Annotated in this window: 16 protein-coding genes; 4 read left to right on the forward strand and 12 right to left on the reverse strand. The window is 58.8% G+C overall.

Features of this window, described 5'->3' with window-relative positions:
- Positions 1 to 4: 4 nt before the first annotated feature.
- From nuoH to lrhA, 8 genes are all read right to left on the reverse strand, one after another.
- A complete protein-coding gene (gene nuoH, locus V8N38_RS17525; RefSeq protein WP_004936022.1) occupies positions 5 to 982 on the reverse strand; it encodes an NADH-quinone oxidoreductase subunit NuoH in 978 nt (325 codons plus the stop codon).
- The gene (nuoG, locus tag V8N38_RS17530) at positions 979 to 3,717 is read right to left on the reverse strand and encodes an NADH-quinone oxidoreductase subunit NuoG (RefSeq protein WP_031300541.1); all 2,739 of its coding nucleotides are present in this window, start codon (positions 3,715 to 3,717) and stop codon (positions 979 to 981) included. Before nuoG ends, nuoH begins: the two co-directional genes overlap by 4 nt.
- A 76-nt stretch (positions 3,718 to 3,793) precedes the next feature.
- Positions 3,794 to 5,140, reverse strand: a complete 1,347-nt coding sequence (gene nuoF, locus V8N38_RS17535) for an NADH-quinone oxidoreductase subunit NuoF (RefSeq protein WP_004936030.1) — start codon at positions 5,138 to 5,140, stop codon at positions 3,794 to 3,796.
- A complete protein-coding gene (gene nuoE / locus V8N38_RS17540; RefSeq protein WP_004936034.1) occupies positions 5,137 to 5,688 on the reverse strand; it encodes an NADH-quinone oxidoreductase subunit NuoE in 552 nt (183 codons plus the stop codon). The genes nuoF and nuoE overlap by 4 nt, the downstream gene beginning before the upstream one ends.
- A 2-nt stretch (positions 5,689 to 5,690) precedes the next feature.
- A complete protein-coding gene (nuoC, locus tag V8N38_RS17545) occupies positions 5,691 to 7,487 on the reverse strand; it encodes an NADH-quinone oxidoreductase subunit C/D (RefSeq protein WP_004936036.1) in 1,797 nt (598 codons plus the stop codon).
- Positions 7,488 to 7,583: 96 nt separating this feature from the next.
- A complete protein-coding gene (locus V8N38_RS17550) occupies positions 7,584 to 8,258 on the reverse strand; it encodes a NuoB/complex I 20 kDa subunit family protein (RefSeq protein WP_004936039.1) in 675 nt (224 codons plus the stop codon).
- A gap of 15 nt (positions 8,259 to 8,273) precedes the next feature.
- A complete protein-coding gene (gene nuoA / locus V8N38_RS17555; RefSeq protein ID WP_025303663.1) occupies positions 8,274 to 8,711 on the reverse strand; it encodes an NADH-quinone oxidoreductase subunit NuoA in 438 nt (145 codons plus the stop codon).
- A 707-nt stretch (positions 8,712 to 9,418) separates the two neighbouring features.
- On the reverse strand, positions 9,419 to 10,363 hold the full coding sequence (gene lrhA, locus V8N38_RS17560; RefSeq protein ID WP_004936045.1) for a transcriptional regulator LrhA: 945 nt from the start codon (positions 10,361 to 10,363) through the stop codon (positions 9,419 to 9,421).
- An 856-nt stretch (positions 10,364 to 11,219) separates the two neighbouring features.
- Here lrhA and V8N38_RS17565 point away from each other — a divergent pair.
- Positions 11,220 to 12,434 (forward strand): pyridoxal phosphate-dependent aminotransferase, encoded by a 1,215-nt coding sequence (locus V8N38_RS17565; RefSeq protein ID WP_004936047.1) that lies wholly within the window; start codon positions 11,220 to 11,222, stop codon positions 12,432 to 12,434.
- Positions 12,435 to 12,541: 107 nt separating this feature from the next.
- Entirely contained in the window at positions 12,542 to 13,141 is a 600-nt protein-coding gene (gene yfbR, locus V8N38_RS17570) for a 5'-deoxynucleotidase (RefSeq protein ID WP_147840079.1), read from the forward strand.
- A 27-nt stretch (positions 13,142 to 13,168) separates the two neighbouring features.
- Here the strand turns inward: yfbR and V8N38_RS17575 are convergent, their stop codons facing one another.
- From V8N38_RS17575 to yfbV, 4 genes are all read right to left on the reverse strand, one after another.
- A complete protein-coding gene (locus V8N38_RS17575) occupies positions 13,169 to 15,001 on the reverse strand; it encodes an SLC13 family permease (protein WP_060439360.1) in 1,833 nt (610 codons plus the stop codon).
- A 97-nt stretch (positions 15,002 to 15,098) separates the two neighbouring features.
- Positions 15,099 to 15,755 (reverse strand): sugar phosphatase, encoded by a 657-nt coding sequence (locus V8N38_RS17580; protein ID WP_147840078.1) that lies wholly within the window; start codon positions 15,753 to 15,755, stop codon positions 15,099 to 15,101.
- Between the two features lie 17 nt (positions 15,756 to 15,772).
- Positions 15,773 to 16,267, reverse strand: coding sequence for a YfbU family protein (locus V8N38_RS17585; RefSeq protein WP_016926898.1), 495 nt, complete (start codon positions 16,265 to 16,267; stop codon positions 15,773 to 15,775).
- A 143-nt stretch (positions 16,268 to 16,410) separates the two neighbouring features.
- Entirely contained in the window at positions 16,411 to 16,866 is a 456-nt protein-coding gene (gene yfbV / locus V8N38_RS17590; RefSeq protein ID WP_004936061.1) for a terminus macrodomain insulation protein YfbV, read from the reverse strand.
- 358 nt (positions 16,867 to 17,224) lie between these two features.
- Between yfbV and ackA the strand changes: the two genes are divergently transcribed.
- Both ackA and pta read left to right on the forward strand, forming a co-directional pair.
- A complete protein-coding gene (gene ackA, locus V8N38_RS17595; RefSeq protein WP_055312511.1) occupies positions 17,225 to 18,427 on the forward strand; it encodes an acetate kinase in 1,203 nt (400 codons plus the stop codon).
- Positions 18,428 to 18,501: 74 nt separating this feature from the next.
- Complete coding sequence (gene pta, locus V8N38_RS17600; protein ID WP_049203683.1) at positions 18,502 to 20,661, forward strand: phosphate acetyltransferase; 2,160 nt, start codon at positions 18,502 to 18,504, stop codon at positions 20,659 to 20,661.
- Positions 20,662 to 20,758: the final 97 nt, after the last annotated feature.

The following is a 20,758-nucleotide window of genomic DNA, read 5'->3' on the forward strand; positions in this document are numbered from 1 at the left end:
CCCCTTATTGAGCGTTGTACAAAATGACCGCGGCGGTTGCCAGCAGGTTCAGCAGCGTCAGCGGCAGGCACACTTTCCAGCCGAAGGACATCACCTGGTCATAACGCGGACGCGGCAGCGCGGCACGGATCAGGATGAACATCATCATGAAGAAGGCCGTTTTCAACGCGAACCAGATGAATGGCGGCAGGAACGGACCCTGCCAGCCGCCGAAGAACAACGTCACAATCAGGGCGGACACGGTGACGATACCGATGTATTCCCCCACGAAGAACAGACCGAACTTCATGCCGGAATATTCGATGTGGTAACCGTCGGCCAGTTCCTGCTCGGCTTCCGGCTGGTCAAACGGGTGACGGTGGCACACCGCCACGCCGGCGATCGCGAAGGTCACGAAGCCGAAGAACTGCGGAATGACGTTCCAGACGTGCGCCTGGGATTCAACGATGGCCTGCATGTTGAACGAATCCGCCTGCATCACCACGCCCATCAGCGACAGGCCGATGAACACTTCGTAGCTCAGGGTTTGCGCGGAGGCGCGCATCGCGCCCAACAGCGAGTATTTGTTGTTGCTCGACCATCCGGCGAACAGCACGGCGTACACCGCCAGGCCGGCCATCATCAGGAAGAACAGAATACCGATGTTGAGATCGGACACCGCCCAGGTCGGGCTGACCGGAACGATGGCAAATGCCAGCAACAGGGAAGTAAAGGCGATCATCGGCGCCAGGGTGAAGATCACCCGGTCGGAGAATCTCGGTACCCAGTCTTCCTTGAAGAACATTTTGATCATGTCGGCGACCAGCTGCAGCGAGCCGCCCCAGCCTACGCGGTTCGGTCCGTAGCGGTTCTGGAACAGGCCGAGCAGACGGCGTTCGCCGAAGCTCATGAATGCCCCGCACGCCACGACCACCAACAGGATCACGACCGCTTTAAGAATGGCGATCAGAATGTCGATCACCTCAGGGGTAAACCAGCTCATCGTGCTGCCTCCCGCAGATTGTCTACCTTAGCACCCACCAAGATCGGCGGGATCCCTGGCAAGCCGAGCGGCAAACCAACCTGGCCCTGGGTCAGGGTTTCACTCAGACGCACCGGCAGACGCAGGGTCTGACCCGCACAGCTGAACTCCACCAGGCTGCCCGCGTTGACGCCAAGCGTCGCCGCGTCGGCCGGGTTGACCATCACGTAGGCTTCCGGCATGCGCTGCTGGATCACGTGAGAGCGCTGCGACATTTCGTCGCTGCCGAACAGGTGGTAGTAAGGCGCGACACGCCAGCCGTCGACCGGATTGAACGCGGCAGGCACGCGATCGAAGTAACCGAGGCTGCCCTCCCCCGCTTCGATCAGGCGCACGCCCGGATCGCCGTGGCGCAGTTTGCCGCCCACTTCGGCCTGGAACTTGTTCCATGCCTGCGGTGAGTTCCAGCCTGGCGCCCAGGCGAACGGGATCTGCTGACGATCGGCCAGCGGGCTGTTGTTCCCTTCCATCGAGAAGGCGAACATGGTGTCTTTATCCTGTGGCTGACGCGGCTCGTGCACGCTGATGTTGGCGCGCATGGCGGTACGGCCGCTGGAGCGGTGCGGCGAACGCGCCAGCTTCTGACCGCGAATGCGGAAAGTCGCGTCCGGCGCAGCGTCGACGATGCCCTGCAGCTGCGGCAACGCGGCAACGCAAGCGGCGATCACGTCATCGAGCTGGGTCCAGTCCACGTGGCGGCTGGTGTAGGTGGAGTGCAGCGAGTGCATCCAGCGCCAGCTTTCCAGCATCACGGTGAACTGATTCTTCTTGGCGTCGTCGTAGTAAGCCGGATCGTATACCTGGAAGAAGCGCTGCGCGCGGCCTTCCTGGTTGATCAGCGTACCGTCGCTCTCGGCGAAGCTGGCCGAGGAGAGGATCAGGTTGGCTTTGTCCATGATCGCAGTGCGCTGGTGGTCGGCGACGATCAGGTTGTTGACCTTGGCCAACGCCGCATCCACCTGCGCCGCCGGCGCATGACGATAGAGATCGTTTTCCATCACGATGGCGGTGTCGGCTGCGCCGCTCGCCAGCTGTTCCAGCGCCTGATCGAGCGAACCGCCGCCGATCATCGCCAGGCCCATGCTGTTGGCTGCGCCCGCCACGAAGGTGATGCCGACATCGGAACCGCGGCCCTTCAACGCTTTGGCGATGTTGGCCGCCGCTTCGATGATGGCTTCGCTGCCGGCGTTGCTGCCGGTCACGATCAGCGGTTTGCGTGCGCCGGTCAGCGCCTGCACGATGATATCGACTTTCTTGTTCAGGCCTTCAGCCAGATCGTTCACCGCCGGCGCCGCGCTGTCCAGCGCGTGAGCGATGGCGAAGCCGAAGCGCGCCTGTTCGTCCACCGGCGCGCGGTAATTCCAGGCGGCGATGTCGTCCAGACGGGTGTTGTCGACGTTGGTGGTGAACAGCGGGTACTTGGCGTGCTGACCGATGTTCTGCACCGCCGCGATCTGCCAGTCGGCCACGCGTTGCGCCGCCGCCATCGCGCGGGCTTTCCCCTTGACGGCCTGGCGCACGGACAGCGCGATACGCGCACCGGTTTGCGTCAGGTCTTCGCCCAGCACCAGCACCGCGTCGTAATCTTCGATCTCACGCAGCGCCGGCGTATGGACGCCGCCGTTTTTCAGCACGTTCAGCATCAGCGCCAGGCGTGATTGCTCCGCCTGAGCGATACCGGTGTAGTAGTTCTCGGCGCCGACCAGCTCGCGCAGCGCGAAGTTGCTTTCCAGGCTGGCGCGCGGGGAGCCGATGCCGATGGTTTTCTTCGCCTGACGCAGGATGTCCGCCGCGCCCTGCATCGCCTGCTCGGCGTTCAGGGTGATCCAGTCATCGCCGCGCAGCTGCTGCGGTTGACGCGGACGATCTTTCTGGTTGACGTAGCCGTAACCGAAACGGCCGCGGTCGCACAGGAAGTAGTGGTTCACGCTGCCGTTGTAACGGTTTTCGATACGGCGCAGCTCGCCATAGCGTTCGCCCGGGCTGGTGTTACAGCCGATGCTGCACTGCTGGCAAATGCTCGGCGCGAACTGCATGTCCCATTTACGGTTGTAGCGTTCGGAGTGCGTTTTGTCGGTGAATACGCCGGTCGGGCACACTTCCACCAGGTTGCCGGAGAACTCGCTTTCCAGCGTGCCGCTTTCCGGGCGACCGAAGTAGACGTTGTCGTGCGCGCCGTACACGCCGAAGTCGGTGCCGTCCGCATAGTCTTTGTAGTAACGCACGCAGCGGTAGCAGGCGATGCAGCGGTTCATCTCATGCGAGATAAACGGCCCCAGCTCCTGGTTGTTGTGGGTGCGCTTGGTGAAGCGGTAGCGGCGGAAGCTGTGGCCGGTCATTACCGTCATATCCTGCAGGTGACAGTTACCGCCTTCTTCACAGACCGGGCAATCGTGCGGGTGGTTGGTCATCAACCACTCGACCACGCTTTCACGGAACTGCTTCGCTTCGCCGTCATCGATGGAGATGAAGGTGCCGTCGGATGCCGGGGTCATACAGGACATCACCAAACGGCCGCGCGTATCTTCCGCGTTTTGGTATTGCTTTACCGCACATTGGCGGCAAGCGCCGACGCTTCCCAGCGCCGGATGCCAGCAAAAGTAAGGAATATCAAGGCCGAGGGAAAGACAAGCCTGCAGCAGGTTGTCCGCTCCGTCTACCTCATACTCTTTGCCGTCTACATGAATCGTAGCCATAGTCAGCATGCTTCCAAGTGGCCTGCCTTGCGGCAGGCGTTAATCAAAAATTCTGGCCGTGTTCGGGCGAGTCGGCTTACCAGCGCTGCTTCAGCAGATTGTTCGGCTGAATGCCGCCAATCGCATGGGCGTTGCCGAAGTGCTGCACGGCGATGCCCGCCTCGAACTCTTCACGGAAATATTTAATCGCGCTTTGCAGTGGCTCTACGGCACCTGGCGCGTGGGCGCAGAAGGTTTTGCCCGGGCCGAGGGAACGGCACAGCTGTTCGAGGGTTTCGATATCCCCCGGCTGCCCTTCGCCGTTTTCCAACGCACGCAGGATCTTCACGCTCCACGGCAGGCCGTCGCGGCATGGCGTACACCAGCCGCAGGACTCGCGGGCGAAGAACTCTTCCAGGTTACGCACCAGCGGCACCATGCCGATCTCGTGGTCTACCGCCATCGCCAGCGCGGTGCCGAGACGGCTGCCGGCTTTGCCGATCGCGCCGTATTCCATCGGCAGATCGAGGTGATCGGCGGTCAGGAAGTCGGTCCCCGCGCCGCCCGGCTGCCAGGCTTTGAAGCGCAGACCGTCGCGCATGCCGCCGGCGTAGTCTTCCAGGATCTCGCGCGCGGTGGTGCCGAACGGCAGCTCCCAGACGCCCGGATTTTTCACCCGGCCGGAGAAGCCCATCAGCTTGGTGCCTTTGTCTTCACTGCCGGAGATGCCGGTGTACCACTCCACGCCGTTCGCCAAAATGGCCGGCACGTTGCACAGCGTTTCGACGTTGTTGACGCAGGTCGGCTTGCCCCACACGCCGGCGCTGGCCGGGAATGGCGGCTTGGAACGCGGGTTGGCGCGGCGGCCTTCCAGCGAGTTGATCAGCGCGGTTTCTTCGCCGCAGATGTAACGGCCGGCGCCGGTGTGCACGATCAGCTCGAAATCGAACCCGGTGCCGAGAATGTTCTTGCCCAGATAGCCGGCTTCGGTGGCTTCCGCGATGGCGCGACGCAGGTGCGCAGCCGCTTCGATGTACTCACCGCGCAGGAAGATGTACCCACGGTAGGCTTTCAGCGCGAACGCAGAGATCAGCATGCCTTCCACCAGCAGGTGCGGCAGCTGCTCCATCAGCAGGCGGTCTTTATAAGTGCCCGGCTCCATTTCATCGGCGTTACACAGCAGGTAACGGATGTTCATGGATTCGTCCTTCGGCATCAGGCTCCACTTCAAACCGGTGGAGAAGCCCGCGCCGCCGCGGCCCTTCAGCCCGGAGTCTTTCACCAGGCTGACGATCTCGTCCGGGGCCAGGCCTTTGAGGGCCTTTTCTGCACCGGCATAGCCGTTTTTGCTGCGGTACTCGTCCAGCCACAGCGGCTGCTTGTCATCGCGCAGACGCCAGGTCAGCGGATGCGTTTCGGGAGTGCGTACAATGTGCTTGGTCATTGATACTGCTCCAGTAGCGTCTCGATATCTTCAGGCTTCAGCTGACTGTGAGTGTCCTCGTCAATCATCATGGTCGGCCCTTTATCGCAGTTGCCCAGACAGCAGGTCGGCAACAGCGTGAAGCGGCCATCAAAGGTGGTTTGACCCGGCTTGATGTTCAGCTTCTTCTCGATAGCGGCCTGAATGCCCTGGTAACCGGTGATGTGACAGACAACGCTGTCACAATAACGGATCACGTGACGTCCTACTGGCTGACGGAAAATCTGGCTGTAGAACGTGGCCACGCCTTCTACGTCGCTGGCGGGGATGCCCAGCACTTCCGCGATGGCGTAAATCGCACCGTCCGGAACCCAGCCGCGCTGCTTCTGCACAATTTTCAGTGCTTCGATGGAAGCGGCGCGCGGATCCTCGTAATGGTGCTTTTCGTGCTCGATCGCATCACGTTCTTCCGCGCTCAGTACAAATGCATCAACGCCGCTCTGAGGAGCGGCTGCGTTGATGGGCTCGAGCGCATCATTGACTGCGTGATTGTCTTTTTGATCATGCATAGTTAGCGGTCCACATCTGACATTACAAAATCGATACTACCCAGATAGACGATCAGGTCGGAAACCAGGCTGCCACGGATGACCGATGGGATCTGCTGCAGGTGCGCAAAGCTCGGCGTACGTACCCGGGTGCGGTAGCTCATGGTGCTGCCGTCGCTGGTCAGGTAGTAGCTATTGATCCCTTTGGTGGCTTCAATCATCTGGAATGATTCGTTGGCTGGCATCACCGGACCCCAGGAAACCTGCAGGAAGTGGGTGATCAGCGTTTCAATATGCTGCAGCGTGCGCTCTTTCGGCGGCGGCGTGGTCAGCGGGTGATCGGCCTTGAACGGGCCTTCCGGCATGTTGTTCAGGCACTGTTCGAGAATGCGCAGGCTCTGGCGCAGCTCTTCCACCTTTAGCATCACGCGGGTGTAGCAGTCGCTGGTGCCGTCGCCGACCGGCACTTCGAAGTCGAAGTTCTCGTAGCCGGAGTACGGACGCCATTTACGCACGTCGAACTCGACGCCGGTGGCACGCAGGCCGGCGCCGGTCACGCCCCACTCCAGCGCTTCTTTGGCGTTGTAAGACGCTACGCCGATGGAACGGCCTTTCAGGATGCTGTTCTTCAGCGCCGCTTTCACGTAGGAGTCCAGACGCTTAGGCATCCAGTCGAGGAATTCACGCAGCAGGCGATCCCAGCCGCGCGGCAGATCGTGCGCAACGCCGCCGATGCGGAACCAGGCCGGGTGCATACGGAAACCGGTGATCGCTTCCACCAGATCGTAGATTTTCTGACGGTCGGTAAAGGCGAAGAACACCGGGGTCATCGCGCCGACGTCCTGAATGAAGGTGGAGATGTACAGCAGGTGGCTGTTGATGCGGAACAGCTCGGACAGCATCACGCGGATGGTGTCGACGCGCTCAGGCACCTTGATGCCGGCCAGCTTCTCGACCGCCAGCACATAAGGCATTTCGTTCACGCAGCCGCCGAGGTACTCGATACGGTCGGTGTACGGAATGTAGCTGTGCCAGGATTGACGCTCGCCCATCTTCTCGGCGCCGCGGTGGTGATAGCCGATATCCGGCACGCAGTCGACGATCTCTTCGCCGTCCAGCTGCAGAATGATGCGGAACGCACCGTGCGCGGACGGGTGGTTCGGGCCGAGGTTTAGGAACATGAAGTCTTCGTTCTCGGTACCGCGCTTCATGCCCCAGTCTTCCGGCTTGAAGGTCAGCGCTTCCATCTCCAGATCTTCTTTCTGCTTGGTCAGCACGAAAGGATCGAATTCGGTGGCGCGCGCCGGGTAGTCCTTGCGCAGCGGGTGCCCTTCCCAGGTCTGCGGCATCATGATGCGCGACAGGTGCGGGTGGCCGTCGAAGGTGATGCCGAACATTTCCCAGGTTTCGCGCTCGTACCAGTTGGCGTTCGGGAACACCTTGGTCGCCGTCGGCACGTGCAGGTCTTTTTCAGACAGCGCCACCTTCAGCATGATGTCGCGGTTGCGTTCGATGGAAATCAGATGGTAGAAAACGGAGAAATCCGCAGCGGGCAGGCCGTCGCGGTGGGTGCGAAGACGTTCGTCCACGCCATGCAGATCGAACAGCATGACATACGGCTTCGGCTGTTTTCTCAGGAACGTCATTACTTCCAGCAACTGGTCAGGTTTAACCCATACCACGGGCATGCCGGTACGGGTGGCCTGAACAGTAAAGGCTTCCGGCCCAAAACGGTTGCGCAGTTCGCCGATCACCGGGTCGTCAAGGTGATCTCGGGTCTGCCAGGCAGGCAAGGCGTCGTGCGTCGTCAAATCTGTCATAATTTTTTTTCACCACACTAAAGGGTTATTCGCCGCAAGTTTCACTTTTCGCTGTGTTAACCAATAGCGCACTAAGATGGACGTTAAATGAACGTCTTAAATCTCGTCAGGCGTCCGGAGGTTGGTCACCGCGATGCGCTCGCCGTGTTTACGCTCTCTTTCAGACTGCATATTGGCGCGGTAAACGCCCTGATCGCCGACAACCCACGACAGCGGGCGACGTTCTTTGCCGATGGATTCCTGCAGCAGCATCAGCGCTTGCATGTAGGCTTCCGGACGCGGCGGGCAGCCGGGAATGTACACGTCGACCGGCAGGAACTTGTCCACGCCCTGCACCACGGAATAGATATCGTACATGCCGCCGGAGTTGGCGCAGGCGCCCATCGAGATCACCCACTTAGGCTCCAGCATCTGCTCGTACAGGCGTTGGATGACCGGGGCCATCTTGGTGAAACAGGTACCGGCCACCACCATCAGGTCAGCCTGACGCGGGGAGGCGCGCAGTACTTCCGCACCGAAACGCGCCACGTCGTGAACGGCGGTAAACGACGTCACCATCTCCACGTAACAGCACGAAAGGCCGAAGTTATACGGCCAAATAGAGTTTTTACGCCCCCAGTTCACCATGTCATGCAGCGCATGTTCGAGTTTACCCATGTAAACCGTGCGGTGGACCTGTTGTTCCAGGGGATCGGCGACGATCTCCTGTTTTTGCAGGGGATAACGGTCGTTCTCACCGTTCGGGTCTATGCGGGTGAGCGTATAGTCCATCTTAATGCCTCGCTGTTACTGCGGATGACTGTTGGTGTTAGTGATCGTGCTCGGTTTGCTGCGGCGTTGGGAACGCGCCGGAGTCCAATCCAACGCGCCGATGCGCACCAGATAAACCAGACCGGCCAATAGCACCAAAATGAAAATGGCGGCTTCGATAAAGCCTACCCAACCGCTCTCGCGAACCGAGACCGACCAGGCATACAGGTATAAGGCTTCAACGTCGAAAATAACGAAGAACATGGCCACCAGGTAGAACTTGGCGGACAAGCGCATGCGCGCCGTACCGACCGAGTCGATGCCTGATTCAAACGGGGTGTGTTTGGCGCGCGCCCGGGCTCTCCCGCCCAAGAAGAACGCACCCAGCAGCATTAAGCCGCAAAGCCCGATAGCCACGACGAGAAATACGGCGAGCGCCCAGTGATGAGCGATAACTTCAGTGGTTGTTGACATACTCTATGCTTACTCATCAAAAGTGGCGTCGATCGCGCTGCTCTTGTCACCGGCAGTTAGTGCGCCACATCGATTTAAGGGAAGGATAAATAACCACACAAACAAACTGCTTTTACAGCGAGTTAGGCAGCGTTTTTCTGTGGGCTTTTTACTCCTTTCTATAACCTTTTGTCAACTTTGACAAAAGTATCTACACACTAGTTTACATACGTATCATTTGATTAACATTTGATGCGCCAGGGGCTGGCTAAATCGTGTCAGTTAATTTTTGTGTAGAAACAGATAGATATAAACCAACGTGCACATTTCAGTTTTACTATACCATTGTCTCAGGAATTCCCTGTTCTTCCACTCACTACCTAGGGGTATTTTTTTGATCCAGGACACGTTTTCAGCATAAATCCTCAAAAAAAGTGTGGCCCTTTAACAATTTTCCTCAAATTAAGCCGCAAAAACGGCCGCTATAAGCTAACAAAATAACCCTGCTATTACCATGCCTTTAACCCATTCAATCTTATTGCTCAAAAAACAAACTCAGCGTCTTAAACCCGGCCAAACTCTCTTTTCAGTAACGCTTAAAAGTTAATAAAACAGCCAACTCATAACAAAATCGTCATTAAATCCCTATAACAGTAAAAATCGCCAAAAAAAGGGCAAAAAAAACCTCCGCCGAAGCAGAGGTTTTCATCAGATCTAACGCCGCGGCGTTATTCTTCTTCGTCCACCAGGCTGGCGTCATCCTGATCGCCCTGGAGACCGGCTTCCGCGCCGTTGAAGCCATAACCGTCATTGCCGCCCTGCATTGCGCTGAAGATGGCCATCGCCAGCTCATTGCTGCACTGCGCGTTTTTGCACAGCGCATACTGGGTATCCGGCAGCGGCGGCAAACCTTCCACCGCCCCCAGCACCCGCAGATCGGGGCTCATCATCTCGATCGGCCGCGCGGTCACGCCCAGGCCGGCCTTACAGGCCGCCCGCACCGCGGACAGCGTGGAGGCGACGTAGGCGATACGCCAAGGGATACCGGCTTCGTCCAACTGCTTGATCGCCAGCGCGCGGAACGGGCTTGGCTCATCCATCACCACCAACGGGATCGGTTCGCCCGCCTGATAGTGGTAATCGGCGGCGCAGTACCACAGCGTCGGCGATGTGCGCAGCACGATATGCGGATGTCCGGCCGGATCGGCCGTGGTCACCGCCAGATCGATCTCGCCCTCTTCCAGCAGATCGACCATCGTCGTGCTGCGCTTTACGCGCACGTCAATGGCCAGCTTCGGATAGATGGCGGTCACGCGGTTCAACAGGAAAGGCAGAATGGTATCGGCGGTGTCGTCGGAAGCGCCGATGGTCAGAACACCTTTAATATTGTTGTACATCAGCGAGGTACAGGCTTCGTCGTTAAAGCGCAGGATCTTCCTGGCATAACCGAGAAGCTGAATACCATGCTCAGTCAGGAGTTTGTTACGCCCATGGCGGGCAAACAGTTCTTTGCCGACCAGTTGCTCTAATCGCTGCATTTGTTGACTGACGGCTGATTGAGTACGGCATACGGCAACCGCCGCCGCCGCAAAGGTATTCAAATCAGCAACCGCAACAAAGGTTCTTAGCAGATCGAGGTCGAGATTAAGTATCGGACGATTTGCAGTTGTCATAGTGTATTCTTCACTTTTTTAAATTCTAATTTACGAACTACTACCCTGGTGTGTTTCTCAGACGCCGTTGAAAAGGACGGAGCCTGTTATGACAGTACCCCACTCATAAGTGGAGGGCAAAAAAATTACTTATGATTCGTTACCTCTATCGCTTTTTAAAATGCGATCTATCGATGGTGCTTATAGAACGCGGGGGACTGAATACCGGTGAAAAGGGAAAACCCCCACCGAACCTGAGATTTTACTCATTCATACTGCCTAATTTCCACTCCATTCGTGCTACTGAGAACCCTTATCAACCGGCGTTCAGACTGCATTACAGAGCAAAAAAGATAAATAATTAACGCTACCGACTTCGTGTTACCACTCAATGAATTTAATAAATTCAATCAGTAAGATTTTTGCTTTAAATAATAATCCTATAACCACATAAACAATGCTTAAGGTAAAATATAAAGTAAAGCTAATGTAAATATGTCATTTTTCTTAGTGTGGTGCGCTAACTGACACCCCGCTATCAGACAACTCCGGTATTATCGTTCCTTTACAGTTTATTGAAGCCTATTCTCCCTTTCGGCTTATCAGTTCACTGCTGCCAGCCACGATCGCCGGCACGTCGCGTTTATCGAGGCGGGATTTTACAGAACAAAACCCTAGTAAAATTATAGTTCATGAAATTATGAACCACAAAATAACTTTACCTTTGCTTATCATAACTAAAATCCCCCGTTACGACATGCATTTGCACCAAAGGCGTGCAAAACCCTTCAAAAGCAACTACGCCAGGAGTACATTGGGCGGGTTGCGGCGTCCCACGGTAGGAGCGCCCCTATCCCAGCAAAAGGCTCAACTTTTTATGTCCCCCATTGAGAAATCCAGCAAACTGGACAACGTCTGCTATGACATTCGCGGCCCGGTGCTTAAAGAAGCTAAACGTCTTGAAGAAGAAGGCAACAAAGTCCTGAAACTGAACATCGGCAACCCTGCCCCGTTCGGTTTCGACGCCCCGGACGAAATCCTGGTCGACGTGATCCGCAATCTGCCCACGGCGCAAGGCTACTCCGATTCCAAAGGCCTCTTCTCGGCACGTAAAGCGATCATGCAGCACTACCAGGCGCGCAACATGCGTGACGTGACCGTTGAGGATATCTACATTGGCAACGGCGTCTCGGAGCTGATCGTCCAATCCATGCAGGCGCTGCTCAACAGCGGCGACGAAATGCTGGTGCCGGCGCCGGACTACCCGCTGTGGACCGCCGCGGTATCGCTGTCCGGCGGCAAGGCCGTGCACTACCTGTGCGATGAGCAGGCCGGCTGGTTCCCGGATCTGGACGACATCATCAGCAAGATCACCCCGCGCACCCGCGGCATCGTGATCATTAACCCGAACAACCCGACCGGCGCGGTTTACAGCAAAGCGCTGCTGGAACAGATCGTCGAGATCGCCCGTCAACACAACCTGATCATCTTCGCCGACGAGATCTACGACAAGATCCTGTATGACGAAGCCGAGCACCATTCGATCGCCGCGCTGGCGCCGGATCTGCTGACCGTGACCTTCAACGGCCTGTCGAAAACCTACCGCGTGGCGGGCTTCCGCCAGGGCTGGATGGTGCTGAACGGGCCGAAGAAGCACGCCAAAGGCTATATCGAAGGGCTGGAGATGCTGGCTTCGATGCGCCTGTGCGCCAACGTGCCGATGCAACACGCCATTCAAACCGCGCTGGGCGGTTATCAGAGCATCAGCGAATTCATTCAGCCTGGCGGCCGCCTGTACGAACAACGCAATCGCACCTGGGAACTGCTCAACGACATCCCGGGCGTCTCTTGCGTGAAGCCACAGGGCGCGCTGTATATGTTCCCGCGCATCGACGCCAAGCGCTTCAACATCCACGACGACCAGAAGCTGGTGCTTGATCTGCTGCTGCAGGAAAAAGTGCTGCTGGTGCAGGGCACCGCGTTCAACTGGCCTTACCCGGATCACGTGCGTATCGTCACCCTGCCGCGCGTAGATGAACTGGAAATGGCGGTCGGCAAGCTGGGCCGCTTCCTGGAAGGTTACCACCAGTAATCGCCTGGGGCGCAGCGCCTTGCTGCGCCCTTCTCTCATTGCCCGGTTGCAAAATTCGCCGTCACTGCTTCACAATGGGGCCCTCACTTGCCGTTAAAGAGAGCACCATGAGCCAGAGCCATTTCTTCGCCCATCTGTCCCGCCTGAAACTGATCAACCGCTGGCCGCTGATGCGCAACGTGCGTACCGAGAACGTCTCCGAACACAGTCTGCAGGTGGCCTTTGTCGCCCACGCGTTGGCGGTGATCAAGAACCGCAAATTCAACGGCAACCTCAACGCCGACCGCGTTGCGCTGCTGGCGATGTACCACGACGCCAGCGAAGTGATCACCGGCGACATGCCGACGCCGATCAAGTACTACAATCCGCAGATCGCCCATGAATACAAGAAGATCGAAAAGATCGCCCAGCAAAAGCTGCTGGACATGATCCCCGCGGAGCTGCGCAACGATTTCCGCAGCATTCTCGATGAGCACTACTACAGCGAAGATGAAAAGCAGGTAGTGAAGCAGGCAGACGCGCTGTGCGCCTACCTGAAATGCCTGGAGGAACTCTCTGCCGGCAACAACGAATTCACCCTGGCCAAGGCGCGGCTGGATAAAACCCTGGAACAGCGCCGCAGCCCGGAAATGGACTACTTCATGGACGTGTTCATTCCCAGCTTCAGCCTGTCATTGGACGAAATCAGCCTCGACAGTTCGCTGTAACCCCGCCGGCGCAGCCTCGCTGCGCCGTTAAAAGCCGTAGAGCCACGGCACCACAATCACGCTGACCGCCATCACCAGCAGAGTGAACGGCACGCCGAGACGCACGAAATCGCCGAACTTGTAATTGCCCGGCCCCAGCACCAACGTGTTGACCGGTGAAGAGACCGGCGTCATAAAGGCGGCGGACGCGGCGATGGCGATAATCATCGCAAATGGGTATGGCGAGACGCCCATTTCGCGCGCGGCGGCGATGGCGATCGGCGCCATCAGCACCGCCGTCGCGGTGTTGGAAATAAACAGGCCGATGGTGGCGCACAAGACGAACAGGCACAGCAGCATCACGCGCGGCCCCGCGCCGCCGGCGACGTCCATCAGCCCGCTGACGATCAGATCCACCCCGCCGGTCTTTTGCAGCGCCTGCGCAAACGGCATCATCCCGACGATCAAAATAATGCTCGGCCAATGGATCGATTTATAGGCGCTTTCCATATCGATACAGCGGAACTTACCCATCAGCAGGCAGGCGATCAGCGCCGCGATCGGATTGGGGATTTCGTCGGTCAACATCATTGCCACCATCAACGCCAGGCAAAACAGCGCGTGCGGCGCCTGCGTGATCGCCGGCGCCACTTCGTCCACCTCAGCCGGCAGGTTGAGCACGATAAAGTCGTGGGTTTTGGCCTGCAGCTGACGGATCGCCTTCCAGTCACCGATCACCAGCAAAATGTCGCCCAGCTCCAGCGGCTCGTCCACCAGCTTGCCGCCCAGCGTCTCGCCGTGGCGGCGGATGCCCACCACGTTGAGATCGTAGCGGCTGCGGAACGCCGCTTCGCGCAGGCTTTTGCCCAGCAGCGCCGAGTCCGGGATCAGCGACACTTCCGCCATGCCGACGTTGCGCGACTGTTCAGAGAAGTAATCGCCGCGCAGCACCATCGGCTCCAGCCGCTGCTCGCCGCAGAATTCGCGCAGATCGACCTGGCTGTCCGACATGTCGATCAAAAGAACGTCGCCCTCGCGCAGCTCGGTGCTGCCAGAGGCGCTGACCATCACCCGCCGGAAGCGTTTCCAGCGCTCGATACCCACCACGTTGGCGCCATAACGCGCACGCAGGTGCAGTTCATCCAGCGAACGCCCGATCAGCGGCGAAGCGCTGCGGACAGCCAGCCGCCGCGCGCGACCGGTCAGCTTGTAGTCGCGGATCAAATCGCGGAAGGTACGGCGCTGCCAGTCATCGCCGGCTTTGCCCGTTTCACCGCTGCCCAGCCAACGCCGGGCGATCAGCATGTAACCGACGCCCAGCGCCAGCACCACCAGGCCAATGGGCGTCACGCTGAAGAAACCGAAACCATGGATGCCTTCTCGCACCAGCTCGCTGTTGACCACCATGTTGGGCGGCGTGGCCACCAGCGTCATCATGCCGCTGATAAGCCCGGCGAAGCTGAGCGGCATCATCAGCCGCCCCGGCGCGATCTTCATTCTGGCCGTCACGCTGAGCACCACCGGGATAAAGATCGCCACCACGCCGGTCGAGCTCATGAACGCCCCCAGCCCGGCGACCGTCACCATCAGCAGCATCAACATTTTGGTTTCGCTGCTGCCGGCCACTTTCACCAGCCAGTCCCCCACCTGATAGGCCACGCCGGTGCGCACCAGCCCTTCGCCGATCACGAACAGCGCCGCGATCAAAATCACGTTGGGATCGCTGAAACCGACCGTCGCCTCCTGCAGGCTGAGCGTGCCGCTCAGCACGAAGGCGATGATCACCAACAGGGCCACCACGTCCATGCGCAGCTTGTTGGTGGTAAACAGCACGATGGCAATCAGCAGTAAACTCAGCACCCACAGTAATTCGCTGTTCAAAACGGCCTCATCCGGCAAATGTCCAAGGGTCTAAAAAATAGCATAAAAAAACCCCGCCGAAGCGGGGTCTAATCAATTAGGGTGAAGATAATGCCGCTCAGGCCAGCCGGCGAACGATCGCGCCCTGCGCCGTTTTATCGACGGCGATCTGCGCCAGCGAATCCAGCCGCAGGTCGACCTGCTCCAGCTTCGGCGCATCCGCCGGCGCGTTGACCGCAATCACCTGGCAGCCCGCCGCCAGGCCGGAGAGAATGCCGGCCGGCGCGTCTTCAACCACCACGCACTCGTGCGGCGCAAGCCCCAGGCGCTCGGCGCCCAGCAGATAGGCGTCGGGCTGTGGCTTACCGTGTTTAACCTGCTCGGCGGTGATGAACACCTCCGGCTGCGGCAAACCGCCGGCCTGGCGGCGAGCGCCGGCCACCGGCACCGAACCGGAGGTGACGATCGCCCAAGGGATACCGAGCGCGTTCAGGCGCTCCAGCAGCGCAATCGCGCCCGGCAGCGCGCGAACGCCGTCGGTATCCTGCGCTTCGGCCTGCTCCAGCAGCTGGAACTCGCGCTGAATTTCCGCTTCGCTTTCGCCCGGCATAAAGTGGCGCAGAGAAGTAATGGCCTGTTTACCGTGAATGAAATCCAGCACCGCTTGCGGGTTGACACCGCGGCGCTCGGCCCAGTGCGTCCAGGCGCGCTCTACCGCCGGCAATGAATCCACCAGGGTGCCATCAAGATCGAACAGAAAACCCTTACACTCCACAGAAAACCTCTTCTTAATCAAGCATTGATGATTTGCGCTATCTCAACGGCGCTCAGGTGATACTGGCGCGGACAGGCCAGCCAGATCGCCAGCATACGCTGGTATTTTTCCCACATTTTGGTCTGGGCGTTGAAACCGTGGCTGCCGGAATCGAAGTGAGTATAACGCCCCTCGGTGCTGACCAGGAAACGCACGTAGCTCAGGTAGCGCGCTTCGGTGGCGGCGTCGAAGCCGAGAAACGCCAGGCGGCGCTCGTCCAGATCCTGCTTCTCTTTCAGGTTGCCCCAGGAAACCTGCAGCGCATGGTGCATCTCCATCACGTTGATGATGGTGCGGCACACCTCTTCGCTCAGTTCGCCGAAGTCGCGATCCAGTTCGCGCATTTGCAACCCGAAGCCGCGTTCGACGATGGTTTGCAACCGGCGATAACGGTCGCCGTTGTCCGGGTCGAGCAGGGTCATCATCTTGTACTGGTTCGACAGGATCAGCCGCTGGGCGTTGGTCATTTCCATCAGGATTTCCTCATTTCTGTGTGATGGCGGGAGCATCGCACAGCGCAAGAACGCAGGAAATCACAACTCGACCGTTCTTTGATTTAAACCGGGGTTATTGGCGCTTTGACGAAAAAGGCCGCATCAACGCGGCCTTTTCTCAGTTACAGATCGTCGAGGAAGGTTTTGTCCAGCTGCTTAAAAGCACGTTTGAGCAGATCGGCCAACGTCTGATAGGTCGGCGTGCCTTCGAGCGGCGCGACCGCCTGCCCGGCTTCCGTCAGCTTGTTGCGCACCTCATGGAACCATTGCAGCAGCGTCGGCGGCAGCGGCGTGACCGAACGGCGCCCCAGCCACCACAGTCCCTGCATCGGCAGGCTGCAGGCGAACAGCGCGGTAGCGATCGCCGGGCCGAGCTGACCGCCAAGCGCGATCTGCCAGGTCAGCGTGAAAATCGCCAACGGCGGCATGAAACGGATAGCGAAACGGGTGGCACGCGCAACGCGGTTCTCCGGAAAGACCGGTGCCAGACGTTTGTCCGACGGCCAGGTTTTCATATAATGCTGCCCGCGCTGGAAGACCTGAAACCAGCTTACGGAACCGGACGGTTTGCTCGTCATTGCGTACCTCAACGTCACGTAAAGAAACTAAAAGCGTGCTGCCAGAGACCATACTAAAAAATTTGAAGCTTTAAATTTATTTTGTGTTTGCACCGGGCTATCGGTATCCTAAGCCGGCCTTGTGGCCGGTAGAAGATGACGCAAATTTTGTCAACTTTTAGCCCTATAAAAATCAAGATTATTTAAACCGCAGAGAAATCATCGGTTTTTCCATCATCCTGTGATTTGTGCACTTCACATGATGTTAATCATAAATGTCATCGGCACTATGCGCTACGCTTGTTGTCTGATTGACGATTAATTCACCACGTGTTTTCGATTTTCTTTTAACAACACGACTATTTAAGTAGGTACTTCCATGTCGAGTAAGCTAGTACTGGTTCTTAACTGCGGCAGTTCTTCTCTGAAATTCGCCATCATCGATGCCGTTAACGGCGACGAATTCCTCTCCGGTTTGGCCGAGTGTTTCCACCTGCCTGAAGCTCGCATCAAGTGGAAAATGGACGGCGCCAAACACGAAGCTGCCCTGGGGGCCGGCGCTGCACACAGCGAAGCGCTGAACTTCATTGTTAATACTATTCTGGCACAAAAACCAGAGCTTTCTGCGCAGCTGACCGCTATCGGCCACCGCATCGTGCACGGCGGCGAGAAGTTTACCGCTTCCGCCGTGATCAACGACGAAGTTCTGCAGGGTATCAAAGATTCCGTGCCGTTTGCACCACTGCACAACCCGGCTCACCTGATCGGCATCGCGGAAGCGCTGAAATCCTTCCCTAACCTGGCCGACAAGAACGTTGCCGTGTTCGACACCGCGTTCCACCAGACCATGCCGGAAGAATCTTACCTGTACGCCCTGCCGTACAGCCTGTACCGCGACCACGGCGTTCGCCGCTACGGCGCACACGGCACCAGCCACTTCTACGTGACTCAGGAAGCCGCGAAGATGCTGAACAAGCCGGTAGAAGAAGTGAACGTGATCACTTGCCACCTGGGCAACGGCGGTTCCGTTACCGCAGTGCGCAACGGCCAGTGCGTTGACACCTCCATGGGTCTGACCCCGCTGGAAGGCCTGGTGATGGGCACCCGCAGCGGTGACATCGATCCGGCTATCATCTTCCACCTGCACGATTCTCTGGGCATGAGCGTTGACCAGATCAACAAGATGCTGACCAAAGAATCCGGCCTGCTGGGCCTGACCGAAGTCACCAGCGACTGCCGTTACGTTGAAGACAACTACGACAGCAAAGCCGACGCCAAACGCGCCATGGACGTGTTCTGCCACCGTCTGGCCAAATACATCGGCGCATACAGCGCCCTGATGGAAGGCCGTCTGGACGCGGTGATCTTCACCGGCGGCATCGGCGAGAACGCCGGCATGGTGCGTGAGCTGACCCTGAACAAACTGGGCCTGCTGGGCTTCGAAATCGACCACGACCGCAACATGGCCGCTCGCTTCGGCAAATCCGGCGCCATCACCAAAGACGGCAGCCGCCTGGCGCTGGTGATCCCGACCAACGAAGAGTTGGTCATCGCGCAGGACGCATCCCGCCTGACCGCGTAATGCTCTCAAAACACCGTCAGCCCAGGCTGACGGTGTTGTTTTAGCCTCATGTTAATCGTGAAGAGGACTATTCTGTGTCACGTACTATTATGTTGATCCCCACCGGCACCAGCGTCGGCCTGACCAGCGTCAGCCTGGGTGTCATCCGCTCCATGGAGCAAAAAGGCGTTCGTCTGAGCGTGTTCAAGCCTATCGCTCAACCGCGCACCGGCGACAACGCGCTCGACCAGACCACCACCATCATCCGCAGCAGCAACTCCACCATTACGGCGGCCGAACCGCTGCGCATGGACTACGTTGAGGGCCTGCTGAGCTCCAACCAGCAAGACGTGCTGATGGAAGAGATCGTGGCGCGCTACCACGAGAACACCAAAGACGCGGAAGTGGTGCTGATCGAAGGCCTGGTGCCGACCCGCAAGCATCAGTTCGCCAACGCGCTGAACTACGAGATCGCCAAAACCCTGAACGCCGAGATCGTCTTCGTGCTGGCGCTGGGCAACGACTCCCCGGCGCAGCTGAAAGAGCGCATCGAACTGGCGCGCACCAGCTTCGGCGGCAGCAAGAACAAAAACATCACCGGCGTAATCATCAACAAGCTGAACGCACCGGTCGACGATCAGGGCCGCACCCGTCCTGACCTGTCCGAAATCTTCGACGACTCCACCAAAGCCAGCATCGCCCACGTCGATCCTGCGCAGCTGTTCGCCAACAGCCCGCTGCCGGTTCTGGGCTGCGTGCCGTGGAGCTTCGATCTGATCGCCACCCGCGCCATCGACATGGCTCGCCACCTGAAGGCCCGCGTGGTCAACGAAGGCGACATCATGACTCGCCGCGTGAAGTCCGTGACCTTCTGTGCGCGCAGCATCCCGCACATGCTGGAACACTTCCGCCCGGGCTCTCTGCTGGTGACCTCCGCAGACCGTCCTGACGTGCTGGTCTCCGCCTGCCTGGCGGCGATGAACGGCGTGGAAATCGGCGCCATCCTGCTGACCGGCGGCTACGCCATCGACGAGCCGATCAAGAAGCTGTGCGAACGCGCCTTCCAGACCGGCCTGCCGGTGTTCATGGTCGACACCAACACCTGGCAGACCTCGCTGAGCCTGCAGAGCTTCAACCTCGAAGTGCCGGCGGACGACCACCAGCGCATCGAGAAAGTGCAGAACTACGTGGCCAGCCACATCAACACCGAGTGGATCGACTCGCTGACCGCCACCTCCGAACGTTCACGCCGTCTGTCTCCACCGGCGTTCCGTTACGAGCTGACCGAGCTGGCGCGTAAAGCCGGCAAACGCATCGTGCTGCCGGAAGGCGACGAGCCGCGCACCGTGAAAGCGGCAGCCATCTGCGCCGAACGCGGCATCGCGGAATGCGTGTTGCTCGGCAACCCGGACGAGATCCAGCGCGTCGCGGCAGCGCAAGGCGTTGAGCTGGGCAAAGGCATCGAAATCGTCGATCCGGTCGCCGTGCGTGAAAACTACGTGCCGCGTCTGGTTGAGCTGCGCAAGAGCAAAGGCATGACCGAAGTGGTCGCGCGCGAGCAGCTGGAAGACAACGTGGTGCTCGGCACCCTGATGCTGGAACAAGGCGAAGTCGACGGTCTGGTCTCCGGCGCGGTTCACACCACCGCCAACACCATCCGTCCGCCGTTGCAGCTGATCAAAACCGCGCCGGGCAGCTCGCTGGTGTCCTCCGTGTTCTTCATGCTGCTGCCTGACCAGGTACTGGTCTACGGCGACTGCGCGATCAACCCGGATCCGACCGCCGAGCAGCTGTCTGAGATCGCCATCCAGTCTGCGGATTCCGCCGCGGCCTTCGGCATCGAGCCTCGCGTAGCGATGATCTCCTACTCCACCGGCAACTCCGGTGCGGGCAGCGACGTCGAGAAAGTGCGCGAAGCGACCCGTCTGGCGCAGGAAAAACGCCCGGACCTGATCATCGACGGCCCGCTGCAGTACGACGCCGCCATCATGGCCGACGTTGCCAAGTCCAAGGCGCCGAACTCACCGGTAGCCGGCCAGGCGACCGTGTTCATCTTCCCGGATCTGAACACCGGCAACACCACCTACAAAGCGGTACAGCGTTCCGCTGACCTGGTCTCCATCGGGCCGATGCTGCAAGGCATGCGCAAGCCGGTGAACGACCTGTCGCGCGGCGCACTGGTTGACGATATCGTCTACACCGTTGCGCTGACGGCGATCCAGTCTTCCCAGGCTGATGCTGCCGCCAAGGCGTAATAAACCGTTAAAAAAAGCCAGTCAGGTAATCCTGACTGGCTTTTTTATGCCTGATATTCTTGGTGATTATGCTGTTTTAGACAATACCCGCCAAATC

Source organism: Serratia nevei (assembly GCF_037948395.1).
GTDB lineage: Bacteria > Pseudomonadota > Gammaproteobacteria > Enterobacterales > Enterobacteriaceae > Serratia > Serratia nevei.

Bases quoted from the DNA above. Each gene is read 5' to 3' on its own strand.
- nuoA (WP_025303663.1), bottom strand. From the start codon at position 8,711: ATGTCAACAACCACTGAAGTTATCGCTCATCACTGGGCGCTCGCCGTA.
- nuoG (WP_031300541.1), bottom strand. From the start codon at position 3,717: ATGGCTACGATTCATGTAGACGGCAAAGAGTATGAGGTAGACGGAGCG.
- lrhA (WP_004936045.1), bottom strand. From the start codon at position 10,363: ATGACAACTGCAAATCGTCCGATACTTAATCTCGACCTCGATCTGCTA.
- nuoH (WP_004936022.1), bottom strand. From the start codon at position 982: ATGAGCTGGTTTACCCCTGAGGTGATCGACATTCTGATCGCCATTCTT.
- V8N38_RS17585 (WP_016926898.1), bottom strand. From the start codon at position 16,267: ATGGAAATGACCAACGCCCAGCGGCTGATCCTGTCGAACCAGTACAAG.
- V8N38_RS17550 (WP_004936039.1), bottom strand. From the start codon at position 8,258: ATGGACTATACGCTCACCCGCATAGACCCGAACGGTGAGAACGACCGT.
- nuoC (WP_004936036.1), bottom strand. From the start codon at position 7,487: ATGACAGATTTGACGACGCACGACGCCTTGCCTGCCTGGCAGACCCGA.
- nuoE (WP_004936034.1), bottom strand. From the start codon at position 5,688: ATGCATGATCAAAAAGACAATCACGCAGTCAATGATGCGCTCGAGCCC.
- nuoF (WP_004936030.1), bottom strand. From the start codon at position 5,140: ATGACCAAGCACATTGTACGCACTCCCGAAACGCATCCGCTGACCTGG.
- ackA (WP_055312511.1), top strand. From the start codon at position 17,225: ATGTCGAGTAAGCTAGTACTGGTTCTTAACTGCGGCAGTTCTTCTCTG.
- yfbV (WP_004936061.1), bottom strand. From the start codon at position 16,866: ATGACGAGCAAACCGTCCGGTTCCGTAAGCTGGTTTCAGGTCTTCCAG.
- yfbR (WP_147840079.1), top strand. From the start codon at position 12,542: ATGAGCCAGAGCCATTTCTTCGCCCATCTGTCCCGCCTGAAACTGATC.
- V8N38_RS17565 (WP_004936047.1), top strand. From the start codon at position 11,220: ATGTCCCCCATTGAGAAATCCAGCAAACTGGACAACGTCTGCTATGAC.